Source organism: Alphaproteobacteria bacterium, assembly GCA_020638555.1.
GTDB lineage: Bacteria > Pseudomonadota > Alphaproteobacteria > Bin95 > Bin95 > JACKII01.
This window is the reverse complement of record JACKII010000001.1, coordinates 1183685-1205216: the sequence shown is the minus strand read 5'-3', so window position 1 is coordinate 1205216 and position 21532 is coordinate 1183685. Positions and strand designations below refer to the sequence as shown.

Below are 21532 nucleotides of genomic sequence, written 5' to 3'. Positions count from 1 at the left end.
GCTCCGCGGTTGCTAGTGAAAACGGAAGCGACCAATATCGTTCTGGCATGCAAAACTGTCAACGCCCGAACGCAAGTCGAATGCCCCCAGCGCCAAAACTTGATCTGGTGCCCGCGGCACTGGCCTATCTGGCCAAGTATGCGGCCAGCACGGCGCACCTGCGCCAGGTGCTGCGGCGCAAGGCGGAACGGCGGGTCGCGCAGTGGGATACCCCCCCTGCCGAGGCCGTGATGACCGAAGCCGTCGAAACCGCACTGGCCCGAGCGACCGCGCTCGGCCTGCTGAACGATCCGGACTACGCCGCCGCGCATGCCCGCCAACACCGGCGGCGTGGCGAGTCGCTGGCCCGGATCCGCGCCCGCCTGATGGCAAAGGGGTTGGAGCCCGCCGACATCGCCGCCGCGCTGGCCCAGTTCGACGCGGACGAAACGGCCGCCGCGACCCGGTTCGCCCAGCGCAAGCGGCTGGGGCCGTATCGCCTGCGGCCCGGCAAGCCGGACCAGCGCCAACGGGACATCGCGGCCCTGTGCCGGGCCGGGTTTCCCCTGCGGGTGGCCCACGCCGTCATCGACGAAGGATAGCCCCCTCGTCCACCGACCGTTGGCGCCCGGTTAGGGCGATCTTAATCGGCCTTCGGCCAGCATGCCCGCTCCGGCAATCGCGACAATGGACCAGCCGACCCTCCCCGGGCATCGGACAGCGGCAATGGATCGGGCAGCGCACGTGTACACATGGTGGAAGCCATACACCCGGCCACTCGCAGCGGCCGTGGTGCTTGCGGCGGCTGCGTCGCTGGCCTGGCTGGCCCCGTTGTCGCCGACCGGGAGGGCCCTGATCGGCGGTGCCGCCATCGGCGGCCTCGCCATCGGCGGATGGCTGGTGTTTCGGCATCTGCGCCTGGTGGAGCGCCTCCAGGCGATGCACCAGAACGATCTTGGCCAGCTGGCGACCCTGAACCATGGCGCGATCTGGCAATGCGACGACGGCCTGCGCATCGTCCGCGTGGCGGACCGCTCGTATCTGGAGGCGCTCACGCCGCTCGGCCTTTGGGTTGGCCAGAGCCTGCCCGCCATCGCCGCCGACGCCCCGCACCCCGCCAATCTGGCGGTCGCCGAGGCGATGGCGGAGGGCCTGCCGCTGGCCGATGCCGAGTGGTATCTGCCGCAGCCCGACGGCGACCCACTGCACCTGCGCCTGAACGCCTGGCCGAGACTGGGGGCCGATGGCCGCTTGCTCGGCTATGTGGCGCACATGCGCCCGTTCATCGACCGGGCCCGCGCCGACGAGGCGGTGATCCAGAGCGAGCGGGTGCTGCGGGCGATGATCGACAACTTCCCCGGCGCCGTGTGTCTGAAGGACAGCGACGGGACCGTGGTGCTGTTCAACGACCGCTACCAGGGCTTTCGGAAACGCCTGCGCGAAGCCGGAGACCAGACGGACGAAACCGCACAGAGCGATGCGGAGGCCTCTGTTCTGGCCGACGGCCGCCCCGTCTCCTTCGACCTCGCGGTCGGCGACAGCACCTTCTCCATCGTCGACTTCCCGATCCATTCCGGCCACGCCCTGCCGGACGGGGTCGGCACGCTGATTTCCGACGTGACGGCGGAGCGTCAGGCCCAGGCGGAACGGGACCGGTCGCGCGAGCAATTGCGGCGCTTCATCGAAAACCTTCCCTCCGGCGCGGCCCAGGTCGACGGCCAGGGGCGGTTGCAGATCAACCAGGCCCTCGAAACCCTTACCGGCTATTCCCGCGACCGGTTGCGGACCATGGACGACTGGTTCGACCTCGCCTACGAGATCGGGCCCGAGGCCGCGCGCCGTCGCTATGACGAGATTCATGCCGCCCGCCAGTCCACCCGCCTGATCACAAAGGTCAAACGCGCCGACGGCGCCATCCGCGTCTTTGCGCTCTCGGTCGCCTTTGGCGCGGAGGCGGAGGTCTGGCTGTTCGATGACGTGACCGAGCAGCACGAACTGGAACAACAGTTCCAGACGCTGTTCGAAAACGCTGCCGACCCGCATCTGATCATCGAAGCCGACCGGATCGTTGCCTGCAACACCGCCACCGTCGCCTCGCTGCGCGCACCGGATCGCGCGGCGGTGCTGCAACTGCCGCTGGCGCGACTGATGCCGCCGAAGCAGCCCGACGGACGCGACTCGACCGCCGCCATCGCCGCCCTGCTGGAGGCCGGTATCGCGGCGACGCAGCACTGCGAATGGCGGCTGATGCGCTTTGACGGCACCGCCTTTCCGGCGGATGTGGGCGTCACCGCCATCTTCTTCGACGGCCGGCAACGCTGGCTGTTGGAATGGCACGACGTTTCGGCCTTGAAGGCGGTGCAGCGGCAGTTGGAACAGAGCCGCAATGCGGTCGAGCGCGAGCGGCAATTGGCGGAAGACCGCATGTCGGACATGGCCGAAGCCATGGGCGGTTGGGTGTGGGAGACCGATGCCGCCGGCCGCTTCACCTTCAAATCGCGCAGCGTCCAGAAGTTTTCGGGCCTGGCGCCGGAATGGCACTATGGCCGAACCCATCGGGAAATCATGGAGGGGGCAACCATCGAAGCGGAAATTCGCGCGTTCGAAGAGTTGTTCGAACGCCGCCTGCCGATCCGCGGCCTGGAATTCCGCCGGACCCACCAGGACGAAAGCCGGTGGATGCGGATCACCGGCATTCCCTATTATGCCGACGACGGGGCCTTTCTCGGCTATCGCGGCGCCGCGTTCAACATCGATTCGGAAAAGCGGCAACAGGCCGAACGCGAACGCGCCGAGGCCGGCCTGGCGGCGGCGCAGGAGCGCCTGCTCTATGCCATCGCCTCGCTCGATTCCTCGTTCAGCATCTGGGACACCGACGACCGGCTGGTGGTGTTCAACGATCGGTTCCGCGAATTCAACCCGGAACTCCCGGACCCGATTCGCGTCGGCATGACGTTCGAGGAACTTGTGCGTGCGAAAGTGGCGCATGGGTTCCAGCCCAGGGATTGCAGCCCGGAGGAGTGGGCCGAACACCGGCTCGCGGCTCACCGCGCGCCCGGCCGCCCGCTGGAAGTCGTCTCGGCCAGCGGCCAGACGCTCCTCGTGCACGAACGGCGCGCCGGCGACGGCGCCATTGTCGGCATTGCCACCGACGTGACCGATATTCGCAATGCCCATGCCCAGGCCGAAGCGGCAAACCGGGCCAAGTCCGAATTCCTGGCCACCATGTCGCACGAAATCCGCACGCCGCTGAACGGTGTGCTGGGGATGACGCATCTGCTGTCCGACACGGACCTGGACGCAAAGCAACGCTCCTATCTGGCGATCCTGATCCAATCCAGCGAGATCCTGCTCAATATCATCAACGATATCCTCGATTATTCGAAGATCGAGGCCGGCCATCTCGAACTGCTGGAAACGCCGTTCGATTTGCGGGAAACCATCGATGCCGTGGTCGAACCCCTGGGCGTGCGGGCCGCCGACGCCGGCCTGGCCCTGCTCGTCTCCGTCGAACCGGGCCTTGCGGGCACCTGGGTCGGCGACAGCAACCGCATCCGTCAGATCCTGTTCAACCTGATCGGCAACGGGCTCAAATTCACCAAGCGCGGCGGTGTCAGCCTGCGCATCGGCGCTCGCGCCGGGTCGGCGGCAGGCGGCATCCGCGCCGTGATCGCCGACACCGGCATCGGCATTCCCCCGGAGGTCCGGGCGCGCCTGTTCGAGCGTTTCACCCAGGCCGACGCCTCCACCACCCGGGAATTCGGCGGCACGGGCCTCGGCCTCGCCATCTGCCGGCAGTTGGTGGAACTGATGGGCGGCCGGATCGGGGTCGAAAGCCGGGTCGGCGGCGGCAGCGAATTCTGGTTCGAGATTCCCATCGCGCCGGCGGCACCGGCCGCGCCGGCGGCACCGGCCGAACCGCGGCGCATCCCGGCGGCCGACGACCGGGCAACGCCCCGGCCGCTCCGCGTGCTGGCCGGCTCCGCCAATCCCATCGTCCGCCGCTGGTTCGAAACCGAACTGGCGCGGGATGGCTGCGCCGTCACCGCGGTGGCGACGATCCAGGCGCTGCAACGGGCCATTGTCAGCGACCGCAAGGCCGGCCTGGCCGCAAACCTGGTGCTGGTCGACGAGGATCTGCTGGGCAGCGAAGGCCCGGAAGCGGCGGCGTCCGCGCTGCGGGCGTTCCGCTCGCCGCCAATCGTGCTGCTCGCCTCCCACGGCATGTGCCACGGATCGGCTGCGGCGCGCCAATCCGGCTATGCGCAGTGCCTGACCAAACCGCTGCGAAGCTACGAGATCGAACACTTCCTGGCGGATTTCGCCCGGAATGCGGCAAACCCGCCACCCGACCGCGACCGGCCCGCAGAGCCGACCGCTGGCGCCGGCCCCAATTCCCCGGCATCGGCCCACACGCCCGCCGCACCGAAGGCCGACACCCGCACCGCCTCGGAGCCCGCCGGCCGGCCGTTGAACCTTTTGTTGGTCGAGGACAACGCGGTCAACCAGACCGTGGCCCTGGCCATTCTCAATGCGAGCTTCGATTGCAACATCACCGTCGCCGGCAACGGGTTCAGTGCGGTGCGCCATGTCGCCAATGGCGGCTTCGATCTGATCCTGATGGACGTGCAGATGCCGGAACTGGACGGGCTCGAAGCCACGATCCAGATCCGCGACCTGCCAGCGCCGAACCGCGATACGCCGATTGTCGGAATGACCGCCTACGCGTTCGCCGAGGATCGGGAGGCCTGTCTCGGTGCGGGCATGAACGATTATATCAGCAAACCGATTGACCGCGCCGAACTGATCCGCAAGGTTCAGTACTGGACGACGATGAACCCCGCTGCGGACACAGGCAAACGCGCGAGGTTCAACGCAGGCTGAGGTCGAACGGGAGTGGACGGCATGACATTACCGCCCTTTCAGCCCCGCTATACGGGCTTGGCCAGCTTCATGCGCATGCCGCTCTGGCAGCCAGGCGAGGCGGCCGACATCGCCATGGTCGGCGTGCCGTTCGACGGCGGCGTCACCAACCGCCCCGGCGCCCGCCACGGCCCGCGCGAGGTGCGCAACCATTCGTCCCTGATCCGCCGCTTCAGCCAGGCCACCGGTCACAACCCGTTCGAGGCGGCCCGCGTCGTCGACGGCGGCGACGTCCCGATCGAGCGCCCCTACAATCTGCTGGACGCCCATGGCGACATCGAGGCCGCCTTCCATCGCTGGCGGGAAGCGGGCTTGCGCACGCTGGCCGTCGGCGGCGACCATTCCGTCTCGCTGCCGATCCTGCGGGCGGTCGCCCGGGACCGGGGGCCGCTGGGCTTGGTGCATATCGATGCCCATTGCGACACCGGCGACGACTATGCCGGCTCGCGCTTCCACCATGGCTCGCCGTTTCGCCGCGCGGCCGAAGAGGGGCTGATCGACCCGAAACGCACCGTGCAGATCGGCATTCGCGGCAGCCTGACCGTGCCCGACCAGTGGCAGTTCAGCTATGACAGCGGCATGCGCGTGATGCCGATCGAGGAGGTCTACCGGCTCGGCCTCGACGCCACCCTTGCCGAGGCCCGGCAGGTGGTGGGCGACCGCCCCTGCTATGTCACGTTCGACATCGACAGCGTCGATCCCGCTTACGCCCCCGGCACCGGCACGCCGGAAGTCGGCGGCCTGACCGCGCTGGAGGCGCTGCTGCTGGTGCGCGGCCTGTCCGGCCTGGACGTGGTCAGCGCCGACGTGGTCGAGGTGGCGCCGGCCTACGACCCGACCAACAACACCGCCTTCCTCGCCGCCAACGTGATGTTCGAATTGCTGTGCGTCGTCGCTGACCGGGCAGACGCTGCCGACGGCTGGGCAAACCGCCGGCCGCAAACCCCGCTCCCCGCACAATGCCCGCAAAACCCTGTTCCCCGCACGGTGCGGTCCACCGATCATGTTCCCCACCCGCAGCCGCGGTGTTCGCGGAGCGCCGAACTTGCCTCCCCTCGGCCGGGAAACACAGGCGGCTCAGGCGGCCGCCCCCGCACCCTGCTCCCCCGCACGATGCGGAGCGCCGATCTTGTTCCCCGGACGGTGCGGAGCGCCGATCCGGGGCCGGTGTCATCCTTCGAACACCGTCCGCCCCGGTGTTCGCGAGCCGCGGTGTTCGCGGGAAACACCGGCAACTCAGGTCCACCGCCCGCCCCTCCCCCGGACTCGACCGGTCATCCTTCGAACATCACGCGGCGTTCGCGAGGCCGACCACCGCCGCCCGCTCGGCCGGGAAACACCAGCAGCTGTTCCCGCCGCCCGCAAACCCTGCACGATGCGGAGCGCCGATCGTGTTCCCCGGACGGTGCGGAGCGCCGATCCCCCCAGACGGGCAGGGCCGTCCGGAACCGGTGTCATCCTTCGAACACCCGCAGCCGCGGTGTTCGCGAGAGACTCGGTCCTTCTCGGTCCCTCGGCCTCGCCTCCGGCTCGGCAATCCCTGCTCCCCGCACGGGCGGTGCGCCGGCTTTCCCCGACGCCCGCAAAACCCTCGATCGTCCCCGCACGATGCAGAGCGCCGATCTTGTTCCCCGGACGGTGCGGAGCGCCGATCTTGTTCCCCGGACGGTGCGGGCTCGCCCGCCGCCCGCAGCCCGGACGGTGCGGGCGCCGATCTTGTCCGGGGCCGGTGTCATCCTTCGCCCCCCCCCCCAGCCGAGGTGTTCGCGAGAGCAACCGGTCCCGGCACTCGCCTCCGGCTCGGCCGGGAAACACGGGCGGCTGAGGCTTACGGCCCCTTGCGCCGCCGGCCGCGCGGCTTGCCGGACGCTCCGGTCTTCTTGCCACCCCCGCCGCGCCGGGACGAGACCGCGCCGGCGGAAATCTTCTCGATCGCCGTGTTGCCGACGCTGGGTCGGCCGGCCTTTTTCTGGCCGAAGCCCCGGTCCTCCAGCCCCAGGTCCAGCTTGCGCAGCCGCTGGATCTCGTCGCGAAAGCGGGCGGCATCCTCGAATTCCAGGTCGGCGGCGGCGGCGCGCATCTTCTTTTCCAGGTCGGCGATGGTCGCCTCCAGGTTCGAGCCGATGCGCTCGTCCTCGCCCAGCAGGCCGGTGTCGACGTTCAGGTGGTCGCGGCTATACACCCCCTGGAGAATGTCGCTGATACCCTTTTTCACGCTTTCGGGCGTGATGCCGTTGGCGGCGTTGTAGGCCTGCTGCTTCTCGCGTCGCCGCGCGGTCTCGTCCAGCGCCGCGGTGAGCGACTTGGTCATGGTGTCGGCATAGAGGATCACCCGGCCGTCGACATTGCGCGCCGCCCGGCCGATGGTCTGGATCAGCGAGCGCACGGAGCGCAGATAGCCCTCCTTGTCCGCGTCCAGGATCGCCACCAGCTGGCATTCCGGAATGTCGAGCCCCTCGCGCAGCAGGTTGATGCCGACCAGGATGTCGAACGCCCCCAGGCGCAGGTCGCGGATGATCTCGATCCGCTCCAGCGTGTGCACCTCGGAATGCATGTAGCGCACCCGCATGCCCAGCTCGAACAGATAGTCGGTCAGGTCCTCCGCCATTTTCTTGGTGAGCGTCGTCACCAGCACGCGGCCGCCCCGGGCCACCACCTCCCGCGCCTCGGCGATCAGGTCGTCGACCTGGGTCGCCACCGGGCGGACCAGGCAGACCGGGTCGATCAACCCCGTCGGCCGCACCACCTGCTCGGTCACGACGCCCTGCACCCGCTCCAGCTCCCAGTCGCCGGGCGTGGCCGAGACATAGACGGTCTGCGGCCGCATGTCGTTCCACTCCTCGAACTTCAGCGGCCGGTTGTCGACGCAGGACGGCAGGCGGAAGCCGAACTCGGACAGGGTGGACTTGCGCGCATAGTCGCCGCGGAACATGCCGCCCACCTGCGGCACGGTCACATGGCTCTCGTCGATGAACAGGAGGGCGTCGGACGGGATGTATTCGAACAGGGTCGGCGGCGGCGCACCCGGCGGCCGGCCGGTCAGATAGCGGGAATAGTTCTCGATGCCGTTGCAGGAGCCGGTGGTCACCAGCATTTCCAGGTCGAATGTGGTGCGCTGCTCCAGCCGCTGCGCCTCCAGCAGCTTGCCCTGGGCATTGAGTTCCTCCAGCCGCCCTTTCAACTCCTTCTTGATGCCGTCAATGGCCTGCATCAGCGTCGGCTTCGGCGTCACATAGTGGCTGTTCGGATAGAGCCGCACCCGGTCCATGCTGGCGATTTTCTCGCCGGTGAGCGGGTCGAACTCGTGGATGGCATCGACCTCGTCGCCGAACAGCGAGATGCGCCAGGCGCGGTCTTCCAGGTGGGCGGGGTGGATCTCGATCGTGTCGCCGCGCACACGGAACGAGCCGCGATAGAAGCTGGCATCGTTGCGGCGGTATTGCAGTTCCACCAGCCGGCGCAGGAACGCCTCGCGCTCCAGCGGCTTGCCGGCGGTGACATCCACCGTCATCTCCGCATAGGTCTCGACCGCGCCGATGCCGTAAATGCACGAGACCGAGGCGACGATGACCACGTCGCGCCGTTCCAGCAAGGCCCGCGTCGCGGAGTGGCGCATGCGGTCGATCTCCTCGTTGATCGACGCCTCCTTCTCCACATAGGTGTCCGAGCGGGGCACATAGGCTTCCGGCTGGTAATAGTCGTAATAGGAGACGAAATACTCGACCGCATTCTCGGGGAAGAAGCTCTTCATCTCCGCATAAAGTTGGGCCGCCAGCGTCTTGTTCGGCGCCAGGATCACCGCCGGCCGCTGCATCTGCTGGATCACATGGGCGGCGGTGAAGGTCTTGCCGGAGCCGGTGACGCCCAGCAGCACCTGGTCGCGCTCACCCGCCTGAAGGCCCTGCACCAGTTCGGCAATCGCCTGCGGCTGGTCGCCCGCCGGCTGAAACTCGGAGGCCAGCCGGAAGGGCGGCGAATCCCCGGGCTCCGGCCGCGTGACGCCACGGCTCGCCGGATCGTACAGCGCGAGGCGATCGATAATCGCGGTGTCCATGGACGCACGGTCTCCCGGGTTCGGATGCCGCGGCGGCGGGGCGCCACGGGGAATAAGCCAAACGGAATATAGCGCGGCAGACGCCGTTGCCCAACCGCCGGCAATCCTGTTTCCCGGACGACGCCGAGCGCCGACCCGGGGCCATCGGCGTTCCTGGCCCCTTGGCAATGCCGGCCGGTCGCCGCATGATCCCGCGAAACGCCCGCGCCGGAGCCCAGACCATGTCGCAAATCCCGTTCCCCCCGCTGGAAGGCCGGTATGTCCGGCTGGAACCGCTCGCGCCCGAGCACCGCGCCGCGCTCGAAACCATCGGCGCGGACGACCGCATCTGGGCGTTCACGCCCCGCGGCGGCAGCATGGCGCAGTATCTGGACGCGGCCTATGCCGCCGTGAAGCCGGACAACCACCACCCTTATGTCGTGCGCTGGCTGGCCGAGGACCGGGTGATCGGCATGACCCGCTTCTTCGACATCTCCGTGCAGCACCGCGGCGCCGAAATCGGCTACACGTGGTATCATCCGGATTACTGGGCCGGAAAGACCAACCCGGAATGCAAGTTCCTGCTGCTGCGCCATGGGTTCGAGACCTGCGACCTGATCCGCATGCAACTCAAGACCGACGCCCGGAACAAGCGCAGCCAGGCGGCCATCGCCAAGCTGGGCGCCCAGCGCGAGGGCGTGCTGCGCAACCATATGGTGTTGCCCGATGGCCGGTTCCGCGACAGCGTCTATTTCTCGATCCTGCCGGACGAATGGCCGGGCGTGAAACAGGGCCTCGAACGCCGCCTCGCCGCCTGATCGACCGCCTCGCCCTTCCAAGTCGACCGTGCTAAGTTGACCGTGCTAAGTCGCCCGTACTAAGTCGATTGAGCCTCGACGTATTTCTATTTTTGGTTGCGGATCGGTTTTTCCGTGCCTAGATTGCTTGTGTCGGTCGCAACCCTTCCCCTTCGGCCGACGACATGAGCCCCCAGACAAGCCCGGCCTCCCCTGCCGGGCTTGTCCCTTTTGCGGCGAATATTTGCCGCTGGGCCGCAATTGTCGGTCACGGACTGTTGCCCTCCGCAAACAACGCTCTTAGGGTCCGTCGCGGTTTCAACCCAACCCGCTAAGGACCATACGCTATGTCGATCGTCGCCGATCGCCTCTCCGTCATTCGCCCGTCGCCGACGGTGGCCATGAATGCGAAAGCGTTGGAACTGGCCGCCGCCGGCGAAGACGTGATCGGTCTCGCTGCCGGCGAGCCGGATTTCGACACCCCCGACAATGTCAAAGAGGCCGGCATCGACGCGATCCGCAAAGGCGACACCAAATACACCGCCCCGGACGGCCGGCCGGAACTGAAGGCCGCCATCTGCCGCAAGCTGAAGCGCGAGAACGGCCTGGACTACACCAACGCCCAGGTCACCATCGGCAATGGCGGCAAGCACGTGCTCTACAACGCCCTGATGGCGAGCGTGAACCCGGGCGACGAGGTCATCATCCCGGCGCCGTACTGGACCAGCTATCCGGACATGGTGCTGCTGGCCGAAGGCAAGCCGGTCGCGATCCAGTGCCCGGCCGACAAGGGTTTCAAGCTGCAGCCGGCGCAGTTGGAAGCGGCGATCACGCCGAAGACCAAGTGGATCATCCTGAACTCGCCGTCGAACCCGACCGGCGCCGCCTATGGGTGGGACGAGATGAAGGCGCTGACCGACGTGCTGCTGCGCCATCCGCATGTCTGGGTCATGTCGGACGACATGTACGAGCACATCGTCTATGACGAGTTCCGGTTCTGCACGCCGGCCCAGGTGGAGCCCAGGCTCTATGAGCGCACGCTGACCGTGAACGGCGTTTCCAAGGCTTATGCCATGACCGGCTGGCGAATCGGTTACGCGGCTGGGCCGAAGGAACTGATCGATGCGATTCGCAAGGTGCAATCGCAGAGCACCACCAACCCGTCCTCGATCAGCCAGACCGCCGCCGTTCAGGCCCTGGACGGACCGCAGGATTTCATCCCGGAATGGGCCAAGGTGTTCCAGCGCCGGCGCGACCTGATCGTCAGCATGCTGAACCAGGCGACCGGCCTGAAATGCAACACGCCGGAAGGCGCGTTCTATGTCTATCCTTCCTGCGCGGGCGCAATCGGCAAGAAAACCCCGGATGGCAAGGTAATTGAAAACGATGACGATTTCGCCATTTACCTGCTGAATGCCGAAAAGGTCGTCGTCGTACCCGGCTCGGCCTTCGGCCTGTCGCCGCACTTCCGCATCTCGTACGCGACCAGCGACGAAAAGCTGGAAGAAGCCGGCCGCCGCATCCAGCGGGCCTGTGCCGCGCTGACCTGATCGGGGACAACCGACGCGCCCGGCCACGCACCCAAGCGGCGGCCGGGCGCGTCGCGTGCGCGCGTTGCCACACAATCGCCCCTTGGCAAACCGCCCGACGGTTTGCTAACCCTTTCGCAACAAATAGGCAGCCCAATAGGCTCACATAAGGGGGTTGGTTAACGGCGCGACCCACGCGCGCCGCCGAAGAAAAGAGGGTCGGACATAATGGCTGACACGCCGAGCTTAATCAGTCGACGTGCCGTATTGGGCGGCGTACTTGCCGCTCCCTTCATCATCAGACCCGCAGAAGCCGCCGGACGCGCCCGCGCCCTGGCGATGAAGCATCTGCACACCGAGGAAAGCATTGTTGCGACCTACTGGCGCAACGGGCGCTATGACCGCGGTGCCTGGGCTGAACTCAATCACTTCCTGCGCGACTGGCGCACCGATGCCGTGAAGCGGATCGACCTGAAGACCCTGGACATCATCCACGGCGTCTGCGAGCGGATGCGCACCATGGGCCCGGTGGAGATCATCGGCGGCTATCGCTCGCCGCAGACGAATGCCATGCTGCGGCACACGTCCAGCGGCGTCGCGAAAAAGTCCTATCACATGAAGGGGCAGGCGGTGGATTTCCACCTGCCGCGGCAGGACATTCGCGAAACCTACCGCACCGCGCTGGCCATGAACAGCGGCGGGGTCGGGCTCTACACCCATTCGAAGTTCGTCCACGTCGATACGGGCCCCGTGCGCACCTGGGGCCGGTGATGGCCCCCGCAACGCCGGACGAGTTGTTCGAACGCCTGGATGCCCTCGGCATCGCCCACCGAACCCACTGGCACGACCCGGTCTTCACCGTGGCCGAAAGCCGGAGCCTGCGGGGCGCCCTGCCCGGCGGCCATTCCAAGAACCTGTTCCTGAAGAACAAGAAGGGCGATCTCTGGCTGGTGACCGCGGCCGAGGATGCGGCGGTGGACCTGAAAGCCCTGACCAAGACGCTGGCAGCCGGCCGGCTGTCGTTCGGCAAGCCGGACCTGTTGCGGGACGTGCTGGGCGTCGAGCCCGGCTCCGTCACGCCGTTCGGCCTGATCAACGATCCGGACCGGCGGGTGACCTTCGTCCTCGACCAGCGCCTGGCGGCGATGGAGCCGCTGCACTTCCACCCGCTGGTGAACAGCGCCACTACCGCGGTTTCCGCCGCCGACTTCCGGGAATTCGTCCGGGCCTGCGGTCACACGGTGGTGGAGGTCACGTTTCCGGCCGACGGCCCGGCCTAGGCTTATTTCTCCACGCCCAGGATCGACCGGCTGACCGCCCGCGGGTCGCGGCTCGGCCAGCGGCCCGCATCGACCTGGGCCAGGAAATCCAGGACGATCGCGTTGAATTCGTCCGGCTCCTCGATATTGATGGTGTGGCCGCAATTGGCCATCACCACCAGCGCCGCCGACGGAATTGTCTCTTTCATCATCAGGCCCGGCAGCAGGCACGGCCAGTCCTCGTCGCCGGTCAGCACCAGTGTCGGCACGGCGAGGCCGGCCATGGCGTCTTTCAGGTCGAACAGCGACGGCCGCTCCGCCTGGACGCCGCGCATGGTGTTGGCGGAGCCGAGCGCCGAATGGCCGGCCAGCTGGTCGCGGAATTCCTGCCAGCCGCGGCGGTTCTTGTTCTGGAACTGCACCCGCGTCGGCCCCAGGGAATAGGTGTCGGCGAACGCCTCCATGCCCTGGCCCTCGATCAGGTCGGCGGTGGCGTTGGCCTCGGCCTTGAACTGCGCACGCTTGTCCGGCTCGGCGCCATAGCCGCAGCCGGCCACGGTCAGCGACAAGGCCCGGTCGGCGTGGTGCAGGCCGAAATGCAGCGTCGCGAACCCGCCCATGGACAGGCCGACAATGTGCGCCTTGGCGATGCCGAGACCGTCCAGCACCGCCAGAATGTCTTGCCGCGCGCGATCCTGGCTGTAGCTCGCCGGCGTCGGCGGCACATCGGACGGCGGATAGCCGCGTGCGTTGTAGGCGATGGCGCGGTAGCGCTGGCCGAATGTGCGGAGCTGCGGTTCCCAACTGGCCATGTCACCGGCGAATTCGTGCACGAACACGACCGGCGTGCCGGCGCCGGTGTCTTCATAGGCCAGGCAAACGCCATCGTCGGTGGTCAGAACAGGCATGGATTCGAACCCTCTTGTCCGCTCGGAAGATTGTCGGATGAGGCCGAGTGTGCCCGCGGACCGCCAACGATGGCAAGCGGTTAACCGCGCCGGCGCAACGCCGCGATGCCGAGGACCCCGCCAAGCGCCAGGGCCAAGCCCGCCGGCTCCGGCACCGCCGCTGTCGTGTTGATGCTGACATTCAGATTGTCGATGGCCCAGCTTTCGTCACTGCCGCCCTGCCAGCCGGCGCCGTTCGAACGGAATTCCACGGTCAGCGTCGATGCGCTGTGGGCAACGTCCAGGGCCGGGTCGCTGTTGGTGTCGAACGCCCGGTCCGAATAGCTGGAGAAACCGCGATTCACCAAGCCGCTGCCGATGTCGACGCCGAAGCTGGAGGTGTTGCTGCCGCTGGCATTGGCAAAGGTTCGGGCGGTGATCAACGCCCCGTCCACCAGCACCTCGAACCAGTCGGGCGAGACCGATCCATTGTCCGAATCCCAGGAGTCGATGGCGGCGAACAAAAACCCGATATCGACGCTGTCATGGCTCGGCAGGTTGTTCAATTGCAGGGTCAGCGACGAGCCTGGGTGGGAGTTGCTGATATTGCGCGCAAAATCGCCGCTGAACTGGTTGCCCGGCAGGCCCAGGCCGGCAAATCCCTGCACCGACTCGATCACCGTCCCGACGGGGTCCATGAACGACCCGGTGACACCGGCGCCGAACGTCTCGCCGCCATCCATGTCGTTGAAATACACTTGCAGCGGCGCCGCAGACGCCGCACCCGAAAACAGCACCGCAACCGCAGCCAGACTCAAAATGCGCATCATGTACTCTCCTGATTACCGTATCGTTGCTCAACAGAGTACCATAACCGCAGACATTCCAAAAGACTCATCGGCGACCGGAGCGGCCCGGGCCTTTCAGGCGCGGCCCAGCACCGCCATCAACTCGCGCCATTCGCGGGGGCTGAGGCCGCTGCCCTTCTGCTCCGGGGCCTCGCCGGCCAGCAGGCGTTTCACCACCGCCAGCGCCGGCGCCGACAGTTCGACCGCCCCCAGGCGATAGTCGGAAAACGCCTTGTGGGCCAGCGGCACCCAGGCCTCGACCACTTTCAGCATCGCCTCGGCATAGACCCGGATCTCGTACTGGGCGTGCGGGTCGGCCCGCAGCGACAGGAAGTGCAACAGATTGTGCAGGTCGCACTTCCAATACCACTGGGTATAGGTGGACAGCGGCAGGTTCATCCGCGCCAGTTCCCGCGCCAGCCCCTGGCCGTCCGGATCGTGGTCGGCGGCGCTCTCGTCCTCGTTCAGCAGGGCTTCGTAGTGGTCGAAGGCGCGCATGGCGTCCTCGCGCAGCCACCGCAGCGCCCGCGCCGCCTCCTCCCCTTCCAGCACGTCGCCGCGGCCCTGGCGGTTGCTGGTGGACTGCGCCGCCAGGTGCTCCGGCGCCGGCACATAGAATTCCCGGTCCAGCACGCTGTAGCGGGCCGAATACTCGTTCACATTGGCGGTGCGGTGGCGGATCCACTGGCGCGCGACAAAAACCGGCAGCTTGACGTGGAACTTGATCTCGCACATCTCGAACGGCGTCGTGTGCCGGTGCCGCATCAGGTAGCGAATCAGCCCCTCGTCCTCGCGCACCCGCTTGGTGCCGACGCCATAGGACACCCGCGCCGCCTGCACGATGGCCGAGTCGTCGCCCATATAATCCACCACCCGCACGAAGCCGTGGTCGAGCACCGGCAGCGCCTGGAACAGCAGGTCTTCCAGCGCCGGCACGGTGGCGCGGCGGGTTTCGGCACGGGCGCGGCGGGCCTCGGCCAGTTCCTGGGCTTGTTCGGGCTTGAGCGGCACGGGATGACCTTTGGGCTTGTATCGGTGTGAACCGCCTTGTCCTATAGCCCACCGCCGCGAGGACGGAAACCCGCGACGCTAGTTCTCCCCCCTTCCAATCGCAACAAGGCTTTCCTATATAGGCCCTGTCAGGTCGCACCTGACTATGGCGATAAACGGTACGTGGAATAAGCGTTACGGACCCGGGGGCGGTACCCGGCACCTCCACCAAATTCTTCCGCCGGCTCGCCGGCCGGCGGATACTGGGGGTGAAATAGGATCGACGTGCGTGGTAAAGACGTGCTTTTTGCTCGGCATGGTACCACCGTTATCGGGCCAATCTCTATGTGCGAACGATAACGAAATCGCACTCGCTGCTTAGAACCTAGGCAAGCGCGGTTCGGGAGGGCACCGGGCAACAGAAGCCCTCCCACTATCGTTTTTCCGCAGTGCGCGGTATGCTGTCGGTTCCAAGTTTCGTCACGACCCGCAAGAGACGGCAAACCGATGGCTGGCCCGGCTGAGCAGCATTCCCGAGAATATTACGACCAACTGGTGGAGCGCGCGCTGAAAGGCGTGGTGCGCGACGCCATGCAGGAGGTTGCCGAGAAAGGCTTTCTCGGCGACCAGCACTTCTACATCTCGTTCCTGACCGACTTTCCGGGCGTGATGCTGGCCGATGTGCTGCGCGCCCAGTACAACGACCAGATGACGGTCGTGTTGCAGCACCAGTTCTACAATCTGGAAGTCTCCGACGACCATTTCGAGGTCACGCTCAGCTTCAACAAGAAGCTGGAGCGGCTGTCGGTTCCCTTCGATGCCCTGGTGAGCTTTGCCGACCCGTCGGTCGGCTTCGGCCTGCAATTCCAGCCGGGCGAGGCCGCCGCGCCGGCCGGCGACGACCACCAGCCGGAGGACGATCCCGGCGGGCCGCCGGACGCCCCCGACGGCGGCGAGCCGGGCGGCCAGGTCATTCGGCTGGACGCCTTCCGCAAGAAGACCTAAACCCACGGCAAACCGCCATCCCTTACCGACCGGAGCGCCCTGGCCATGGCCGACTTCGCCTATTTTCCCATGTTCGATTCCCCGCACGACGACACGCCGTGGCGCAAGCTGGAGGGCGACTATGTGTCGGTCGATTCCTTCCGCGGCCAGGAAATCGTGACCGTCAAGCCGGACGCGCTGACCGATCTGACGCGCGAGGCGTTCAAGGATATCAGCTTCTATCTGCGCCCCGGCCATCTGGCCCAGCTTCGCGCGATCCTCGACGATCCGGAAGCGAGCGAGAACGACCGCTTCGTGGCGCTGGACCTGCTGAAGAACGCCAACATCGCCGCCGGCGGCGTGCTGCCGATGTGCCAGGACACCGGCACCGCCATCGTCCTGGGCAAGAAGGGCGCCGGCATCTGGACCGGCGCCAATGACGAAGAGGCGATCTCCAAGGGCGTGTTCCGCACCTACGACCGGGAAAACCTGCGCTTCAGCCAGCTGTCGCCGCTGTCCATGTTCGAGGAAAAGAACACCGGCACCAACCTGCCGGTGCAGATGGACCTCTACGCCACCCCGGGCGCCGAGTACGAGTTCCTGTTCATGGCCAAGGGCGGCGGCTCGGCCAACAAGGCCTTCCTCTATCAGGCGACGCCGTCGCAATTGCACCCGGAACGCCTGGTACAGTTCCTGGACGAGAAGATCCGCACGCTCGGCACCGCCGCCTGCCCGCCCTATCACCTGGCCATCGTCATCGGCGGCACCTCGGCCGAGATGAATCTCAAGACCGTCAAGCTGGCTTCGGCGCGCTATTACGACCATCTGCCCACGGTCGGCGGCCTGAACGGCCAGGCGATCCGCGACGTGGAGATGGAGCAGACCATTCTCGGCCTCACCCGCCAGATGGGCATCGGCGCCCAGTTCGGCGGCAAGTATTTCTGCCATGACGTTCGCGTCATCCGCCTGCCGCGCCACGGCGCCTCGCTGCCCATCGGCCTGGGCGTTTCGTGCTCGGCCGACCGGCAGGCGCTCGGCAGGATCACCCGCGACGGCGTGTTCCTGGAGCAGTTGGAGCACAACCCGGCCCAGTACCTGCCCGAGCCCAGCCAGCAGGAGTTGGGGGGCGAGGTCGTTTCCATCGACCTGAACCAGCCGATGGAGCAGATCCGGGCCCAGCTCACCCGGCACCCGATCAAGACCCGCCTGGCGCTGAGCGGTCCGATGATCGTCGCCCGCGATCTGGCCCACGCCCGCATCCAGCGCGAAATGGCCGAGGGCAAACCGATGCCCGACTATTTCAAGAACCACCCGATCTACTATGCCGGCCCGGCCAAGACCCCGGCGGGCTATGCCAGCGGCTCGTTCGGCCCGACCACGGCCGGCCGCATGGACTCCTTCGTCGACGAGTTCCAGGGCAAGGGCGGCAGCATGGTCATGCTGGCCAAGGGCAACCGTTCGCGCCAGGTGGTCGACGCCTGCCACAAGCATGGCGGCTTCTATCTCGGCTCCATCGGCGGCTCGGCGGCGCGTCTGGCGCAGGACCATATCCGCAAGGTCGAATGCCTGGACTTCCCCGAATTCGGCATGGAAGCGGTCTGGCGGATCGAGGTCGAGAACTTCCCGGCCTTCATCGTCACCGACGACAAGGGCCACGACTTCTTCGGCACCTGAGCCGTTGCAATAAGCCACATTCGGCCGATGGTACGGTGGGGTAAGGTAATCGCCAACCATGGCCTCCCCGCCGCCCAAGCGCCCGCCACCGAGGAAACACCCGCATCATGGATGCCGCAAAGCGGAATGTGCTGATTCTGGCTGCCTGCCAGACGCTCTATATGAGCGGTACCTCGCTCATGATCACCACCAGCCCGCTGATCGGCGCCATGATGGCGCCGGACAAGGGGCTGGCGACACTGCCGCTGGCCTGCCACCATGCCGGCGTCATGGCGGCAACCATTCCCGCCTCGCACCTGATGCGGGCCATCGGCCGGCGCAACGGCTTCATGCTGGCCACCCTGTTCGGCATGACCGGCGCCACCATTGCCGGCCTCGCCGTCATGGATGCGGCCTTCTGGATGTTCTGCCTCGGCGTGTTCATCGTCGGCTGGTTCAACGGCTTTGCCGTGTTCTACCGCTTCGCCGCCGCCGACAGCGCCTCGCCCGAATTCCGGCCCAAGGCCATTAGCTGGGTGCTGACCGGCGGCCTGTTCGCGGCGATCCTGGGGCCGGAACTGGCCAAGCACACCATCCACCTGCTGGACCCGATCCTCTATGCGGGCAGTTATTTCTCGCTGATCGGCCTATATGTGGCGAACCTGTTGCTGGTCAGCCGGGTCAAAATCCCGCCCATGACCGCGGAAGAGCGCGCCATGCGCGGCCGGCCGCTGTTGCAGATCCTGAAGCAACCGAAATGCCTGATGGCGGTCTCGTCCGCCATCGTCGCCTATGGCGTCATGAGCCTGCTCATGACCTCCACCCCCCTGGCGATGCAGGCTTGCGGCTTCGCGTTCAACGACTCGGCGACCGTGATCCAGTTGCACATTCTCGGCATGTTCGTGCCGTCCTTTTTCACCGGCAGTCTGGTCAGACGGTTCGGCAGCATTCGCATCATCCTGGTCGGGATCCTCATCAACATCGCCTGCGTCGGCGTCGATCTGGCGGGAATCCACTTCCTGAATTTCGGCATCGGGCTGTTCCTGCTGGGCGTCGGCTGGAACTTCATGTTCATCGGCGCGACCGCCCTGCTGACCGAGACCCACGACGCCAGCGAACGGGCAAAGGTGCAGGGTTTCAACGACTTCGCGATCTTTGCCGTCATCGCCTCGTCCGCGTTCTCGTCGGGCAATCTGCTGCACTATTTCGGCTGGGACATGGTCAATTACGGCGTGCTGCCGTTGCTGGCGGGCATCCTGGTGTTCGTCCTCTGGCAGGCCCGGGCGGACAGGCGACGGGTCTCTGCGGCTTAACGGCGCGCACACCCATCGCCGAACTTGGCGCCGGCCCACGGCCACACTAAGGTCCGCGCCTACTTGCGACGGACCGCCTCCCTCCATTTCTGCAAAGGGTGGGAGGCGGTGCGTTGTTCTTTTATGCGCGGGCCGATCGCCCGCGGACCCCTTCCACCCGCGTTAACACCAGGGAGCACAACCGATGTGGTTCGCGTATCTCTTTGTTCTCGCATGCGGCCTGGCTGCGGTGCTGTACGGCGCCCTGGCCTCGAAAAAGGTGCTGGCGGCCAGTGCCGGCACCGCGCGCATGCAGGAAATCGCCGCCGCCATTCAGGAGGGCGCCAGCGCCTATCTGAGGCGGCAATACACCACCATCGGCATTGTCGGTGCGGTGATGTTCGTCATTATCATCATCTTCCTGGGCTTCGCAGCGGCGGTGGGTTTCCTGCTCGGCGCGGTGCTCTCGGGCGCGGCCGGCTATACCGGCATGCTGATTTCGGTTCGCGCCAATGTGCGCACCACCGAAGCCGCGCGCAGCAGCCTGGCGGCAGGCCTGGACATCTCGTTCCGCTCCGGCGCGGTCACGGGCATGCTGGTGGCGGGCCTGGCACTGCTGGGCGTGGTCGTCTACTACATGATCCTGCAGGCGGTCGGCCTTGAGGGCCGCGAACTGGTGTTCCCGCTGGTGGCGCTGGGCTTCGGCGCCTCGCTGATCTCCATCTTCGCCCGTCTGGGCGGCGGCATCTTCACCAAGGGTGCGGACGTCGGCGCGGACCTGGTCGGCAAGGTCGAGGCCGGCATTCCGGAGGACGACCCCCGCAACCCCGCCGTGATCGCCGATAACGTGGGCGACAATGTCGGCGACTGCGCCGGCATGGCCGCGGACCTGTTCGAGACCTATGCGGTGACCGTGGTCGCGACCATGGTGCTGGGCTCGATCTTCTTCGCAGACGTCGCCGCCCATGCCAGCGCCTCGATGATGTACCCGCTGGTCATCGGCGCGGTCAGCATTCTGGGCTCGATCGCCGGCACCTTCTTCGTCAAGCTGGGGCCGTCCAACAACATCATGGGCGCGCTCTACAAGGGCTTCATCGCCAGCGCCGTGATCTCGCTCGTCGGCATTTTCTTCGTGACCTGGTTCGTGATGGGCCTGGGCGAGACCTATGTCGCCAAGGACGGCAGTTTCACCGGCTTCAGCCTGTTCCTCTGCGCCGTGGTCGGCGTGGCGGTGACCGGCCTGATCATCTGGGTGACCGAATACTACACCGGCACCGGCTACCGGCCGGTGCGCAGCGTCGCCCAGTCGTCGACGACGGGCCACGGCACCAACGTGATCCAGGGCCTCGCCATTTCCATGGAGGCGACCGCCGGCCCGGCCATCATCATCTGCGCCGCGATCATCATCGCCTATGGCCTGGCGGGCCTGTTCGGCATCGCCATCGCCGTGACGGCCATGCTGGCCCTGGCGGGCATGGTGGTGGCGCTCGACGCCTACGGCCCGGTGACGGACAATGCCGGCGGCATCGCCGAAATGGCGGAGCTGGAAAGCGACGTGCGCAACACGACGGACGCGCTGGACGCGGTCGGCAACACGACCAAGGCCGTGACCAAGGGCTATGCCATCGGCTCGGCCGGCCTGGGCGCGCTGATCCTGTTCGCCGCGTATTTCTATGATCTGGACTACTTCCTCAGCGACACCGCGGCCTATCCGTTCTTCGCCGATGTGAAGCTGAACTTCTCGCTGTCGAACCCGTATGTGGTCGTCGGCCTGTTCATCGGCGGCCTGCTGCCCTACCTGTTCGGCGCCATGAGCATGACCGCGGTCGGCCGGGCGGCCGGCAGCGTCGTCGAGGAAGTGCGTCGCCAGTTCCGCAGCATTCCGGGCATCATGGAAGGCACCGGCAAGCCGGAATACGGCTCCTGCGTCGACATGCTGACCAAGGCGGCGATCCGCGAGATGATCATCCCGTCGCTGCTGCCGGTGCTGGCGCCGATCGTGGTGTTCTTCCTGGTCTGGTGGATCGGCGGCAAGTCCGCGGCGTTCTCCTCGCTGGGTGCGTTGCTGCTGGGCGTGATCGTCACCGGCCTGTTCGTGGCGCTGTCCATGACCGCCGGCGGCGGCGCGTGGGACAACGCCAAGAAGTACATCGAGGACGGCAATCACGGCGGCAAGGGCTCCGAGGCGCACAAGGCCGCGGTGACCGGCGACACCGTCGGCGACCCCTACAAGGACACCGCCGGCCCGGCCGTGAACCCGATGATCAAGATCACCAACATCGTGGCGCTGTTGCTGCTGGCCATGCTGGCACACTGACCCGCGAAGCGTGGGATCGCAAAGCGAGGGGCGCCGGAAAC

General features: G+C 66.8%; 14 protein-coding genes, 1 other RNA gene and 1 pseudogene. 12 read left to right on the top strand and 4 right to left on the bottom strand.

The window, feature by feature from the left end:
• Positions 1–80 precede the first annotated feature (80 nt).
• The 3 genes and pseudogenes from H6844_05515 (at position 81) to speB (ending at position 5802) form a co-directional block, all read left to right on the top strand.
• Positions 81–581: a RecX family transcriptional regulator gene (locus H6844_05515; GenBank protein MCB9928858.1), complete on the top strand. Its 501-nt coding sequence runs from the start codon at positions 81–83 to the stop codon at positions 579–581.
• 187 nt (positions 582–768) lie between these two features.
• A complete protein-coding gene (locus H6844_05510) occupies positions 769–4863 on the top strand; it encodes a response regulator (GenBank protein MCB9928857.1) in 4095 nt (1364 codons plus the stop codon).
• A 21-nt stretch (positions 4864–4884) separates the two neighbouring features.
• Positions 4885–5802 (top strand): annotated as a pseudogene (gene speB / locus H6844_05505) (agmatinase).
• Between the two features lie 928 nt (positions 5803–6730).
• On the opposite strand, the gene uvrB reads toward speB, so the two are convergent.
• Positions 6731–8956 carry an excinuclease ABC subunit UvrB gene (gene uvrB, locus H6844_05500; protein MCB9928856.1) on the bottom strand — a complete coding sequence of 742 codons (2226 nt, stop codon included), beginning with the start codon at positions 8954–8956 and terminating at the stop codon, positions 6731–6733.
• A gap of 221 nt (positions 8957–9177) precedes the next feature.
• Between uvrB and H6844_05495 the strand changes: the two genes are divergently transcribed.
• The 4 genes from H6844_05495 (at position 9178) to H6844_05480 (ending at position 12541) form a co-directional block, all read left to right on the top strand.
• On the top strand, positions 9178–9753 hold the full coding sequence (locus H6844_05495) for a GNAT family N-acetyltransferase (protein ID MCB9928855.1): 576 nt from the start codon (positions 9178–9180) through the stop codon (positions 9751–9753).
• A 326-nt stretch (positions 9754–10079) separates the two neighbouring features.
• Entirely contained in the window at positions 10080–11282 is a 1203-nt protein-coding gene (locus H6844_05490) for a pyridoxal phosphate-dependent aminotransferase (protein ID MCB9928854.1), read from the top strand.
• A 207-nt stretch (positions 11283–11489) separates the two neighbouring features.
• The gene (locus H6844_05485) at positions 11490–12032 is read left to right on the top strand and encodes a DUF882 domain-containing protein (GenBank protein MCB9928853.1); all 543 of its coding nucleotides are present in this window, start codon (positions 11490–11492) and stop codon (positions 12030–12032) included.
• On the top strand, positions 12032–12541 hold the full coding sequence (locus tag H6844_05480; GenBank protein ID MCB9928852.1) for a prolyl-tRNA synthetase associated domain-containing protein: 510 nt from the start codon (positions 12032–12034) through the stop codon (positions 12539–12541). The genes H6844_05485 and H6844_05480 overlap by 1 nt, the downstream gene beginning before the upstream one ends.
• 2 nt (positions 12542–12543) lie before the next feature.
• Here the strand turns inward: H6844_05480 and H6844_05475 are convergent, their stop codons facing one another.
• From H6844_05475 to H6844_05465, 3 genes are all read right to left on the bottom strand, one after another.
• Positions 12544–13428, bottom strand: a complete 885-nt coding sequence (locus H6844_05475) for an alpha/beta fold hydrolase (GenBank protein MCB9928851.1) — start codon at positions 13426–13428, stop codon at positions 12544–12546.
• Positions 13429–13508: 80 nt separating this feature from the next.
• Positions 13509–14237, bottom strand: coding sequence for a PEP-CTERM sorting domain-containing protein (locus H6844_05470; protein ID MCB9928850.1), 729 nt, complete (start codon positions 14235–14237; stop codon positions 13509–13511).
• Between the two features lie 93 nt (positions 14238–14330).
• Positions 14331–15266 carry an FAD-dependent thymidylate synthase gene (locus H6844_05465; GenBank protein ID MCB9928849.1) on the bottom strand — a complete coding sequence of 312 codons (936 nt, stop codon included), beginning with the start codon at positions 15264–15266 and terminating at the stop codon, positions 14331–14333.
• 88 nt (positions 15267–15354) lie between these two features.
• Between H6844_05465 and ssrA the strand changes: the two genes are divergently transcribed.
• From ssrA to H6844_05440, 5 genes are all read left to right on the top strand, one after another.
• Positions 15355–15680, top strand: a transfer-messenger RNA (tmRNA) gene (gene ssrA / locus H6844_05460).
• 72 nt (positions 15681–15752) lie between these two features.
• Positions 15753–16250, top strand: coding sequence for a hypothetical protein (locus tag H6844_05455; protein MCB9928848.1), 498 nt, complete (start codon positions 15753–15755; stop codon positions 16248–16250).
• Positions 16251–16295: 45 nt separating this feature from the next.
• Positions 16296–17903: a fumarate hydratase gene (locus H6844_05450; GenBank protein ID MCB9928847.1), complete on the top strand. Its 1608-nt coding sequence runs from the start codon at positions 16296–16298 to the stop codon at positions 17901–17903.
• A gap of 107 nt (positions 17904–18010) precedes the next feature.
• The gene (locus tag H6844_05445) at positions 18011–19195 is read left to right on the top strand and encodes an MFS transporter (GenBank protein ID MCB9928846.1); all 1185 of its coding nucleotides are present in this window, start codon (positions 18011–18013) and stop codon (positions 19193–19195) included.
• A gap of 184 nt (positions 19196–19379) precedes the next feature.
• A complete protein-coding gene (locus H6844_05440; GenBank protein MCB9928845.1) occupies positions 19380–21491 on the top strand; it encodes a sodium-translocating pyrophosphatase in 2112 nt (703 codons plus the stop codon).
• Positions 21492–21532: the final 41 nt, after the last annotated feature.

Bases quoted from the DNA above. Each gene is read 5' to 3' on its own strand.
- H6844_05490 (MCB9928854.1), top strand. From the start codon at position 10,080: ATGTCGATCGTCGCCGATCGCCTCTCCGTCATTCGCCCGTCGCCGACG.
- H6844_05455 (MCB9928848.1), top strand. From the start codon at position 15,753: ATGGCTGGCCCGGCTGAGCAGCATTCCCGAGAATATTACGACCAACTG.
- H6844_05440 (MCB9928845.1), top strand. From the start codon at position 19,380: ATGTGGTTCGCGTATCTCTTTGTTCTCGCATGCGGCCTGGCTGCGGTG.
- H6844_05470 (MCB9928850.1), bottom strand. From the start codon at position 14,237: ATGATGCGCATTTTGAGTCTGGCTGCGGTTGCGGTGCTGTTTTCGGGT.
- H6844_05450 (MCB9928847.1), top strand. From the start codon at position 16,296: ATGGCCGACTTCGCCTATTTTCCCATGTTCGATTCCCCGCACGACGAC.
- H6844_05475 (MCB9928851.1), bottom strand. From the start codon at position 13,428: ATGCCTGTTCTGACCACCGACGATGGCGTTTGCCTGGCCTATGAAGAC.
- H6844_05445 (MCB9928846.1), top strand. From the start codon at position 18,011: ATGGATGCCGCAAAGCGGAATGTGCTGATTCTGGCTGCCTGCCAGACG.
- H6844_05515 (MCB9928858.1), top strand. From the start codon at position 81: ATGCCCCCAGCGCCAAAACTTGATCTGGTGCCCGCGGCACTGGCCTAT.
- H6844_05480 (MCB9928852.1), top strand. From the start codon at position 12,032: ATGGCCCCCGCAACGCCGGACGAGTTGTTCGAACGCCTGGATGCCCTC.
- uvrB (MCB9928856.1), bottom strand. From the start codon at position 8,956: ATGGACACCGCGATTATCGATCGCCTCGCGCTGTACGATCCGGCGAGC.
- H6844_05495 (MCB9928855.1), top strand. From the start codon at position 9,178: ATGTCGCAAATCCCGTTCCCCCCGCTGGAAGGCCGGTATGTCCGGCTG.
- H6844_05485 (MCB9928853.1), top strand. From the start codon at position 11,490: ATGGCTGACACGCCGAGCTTAATCAGTCGACGTGCCGTATTGGGCGGC.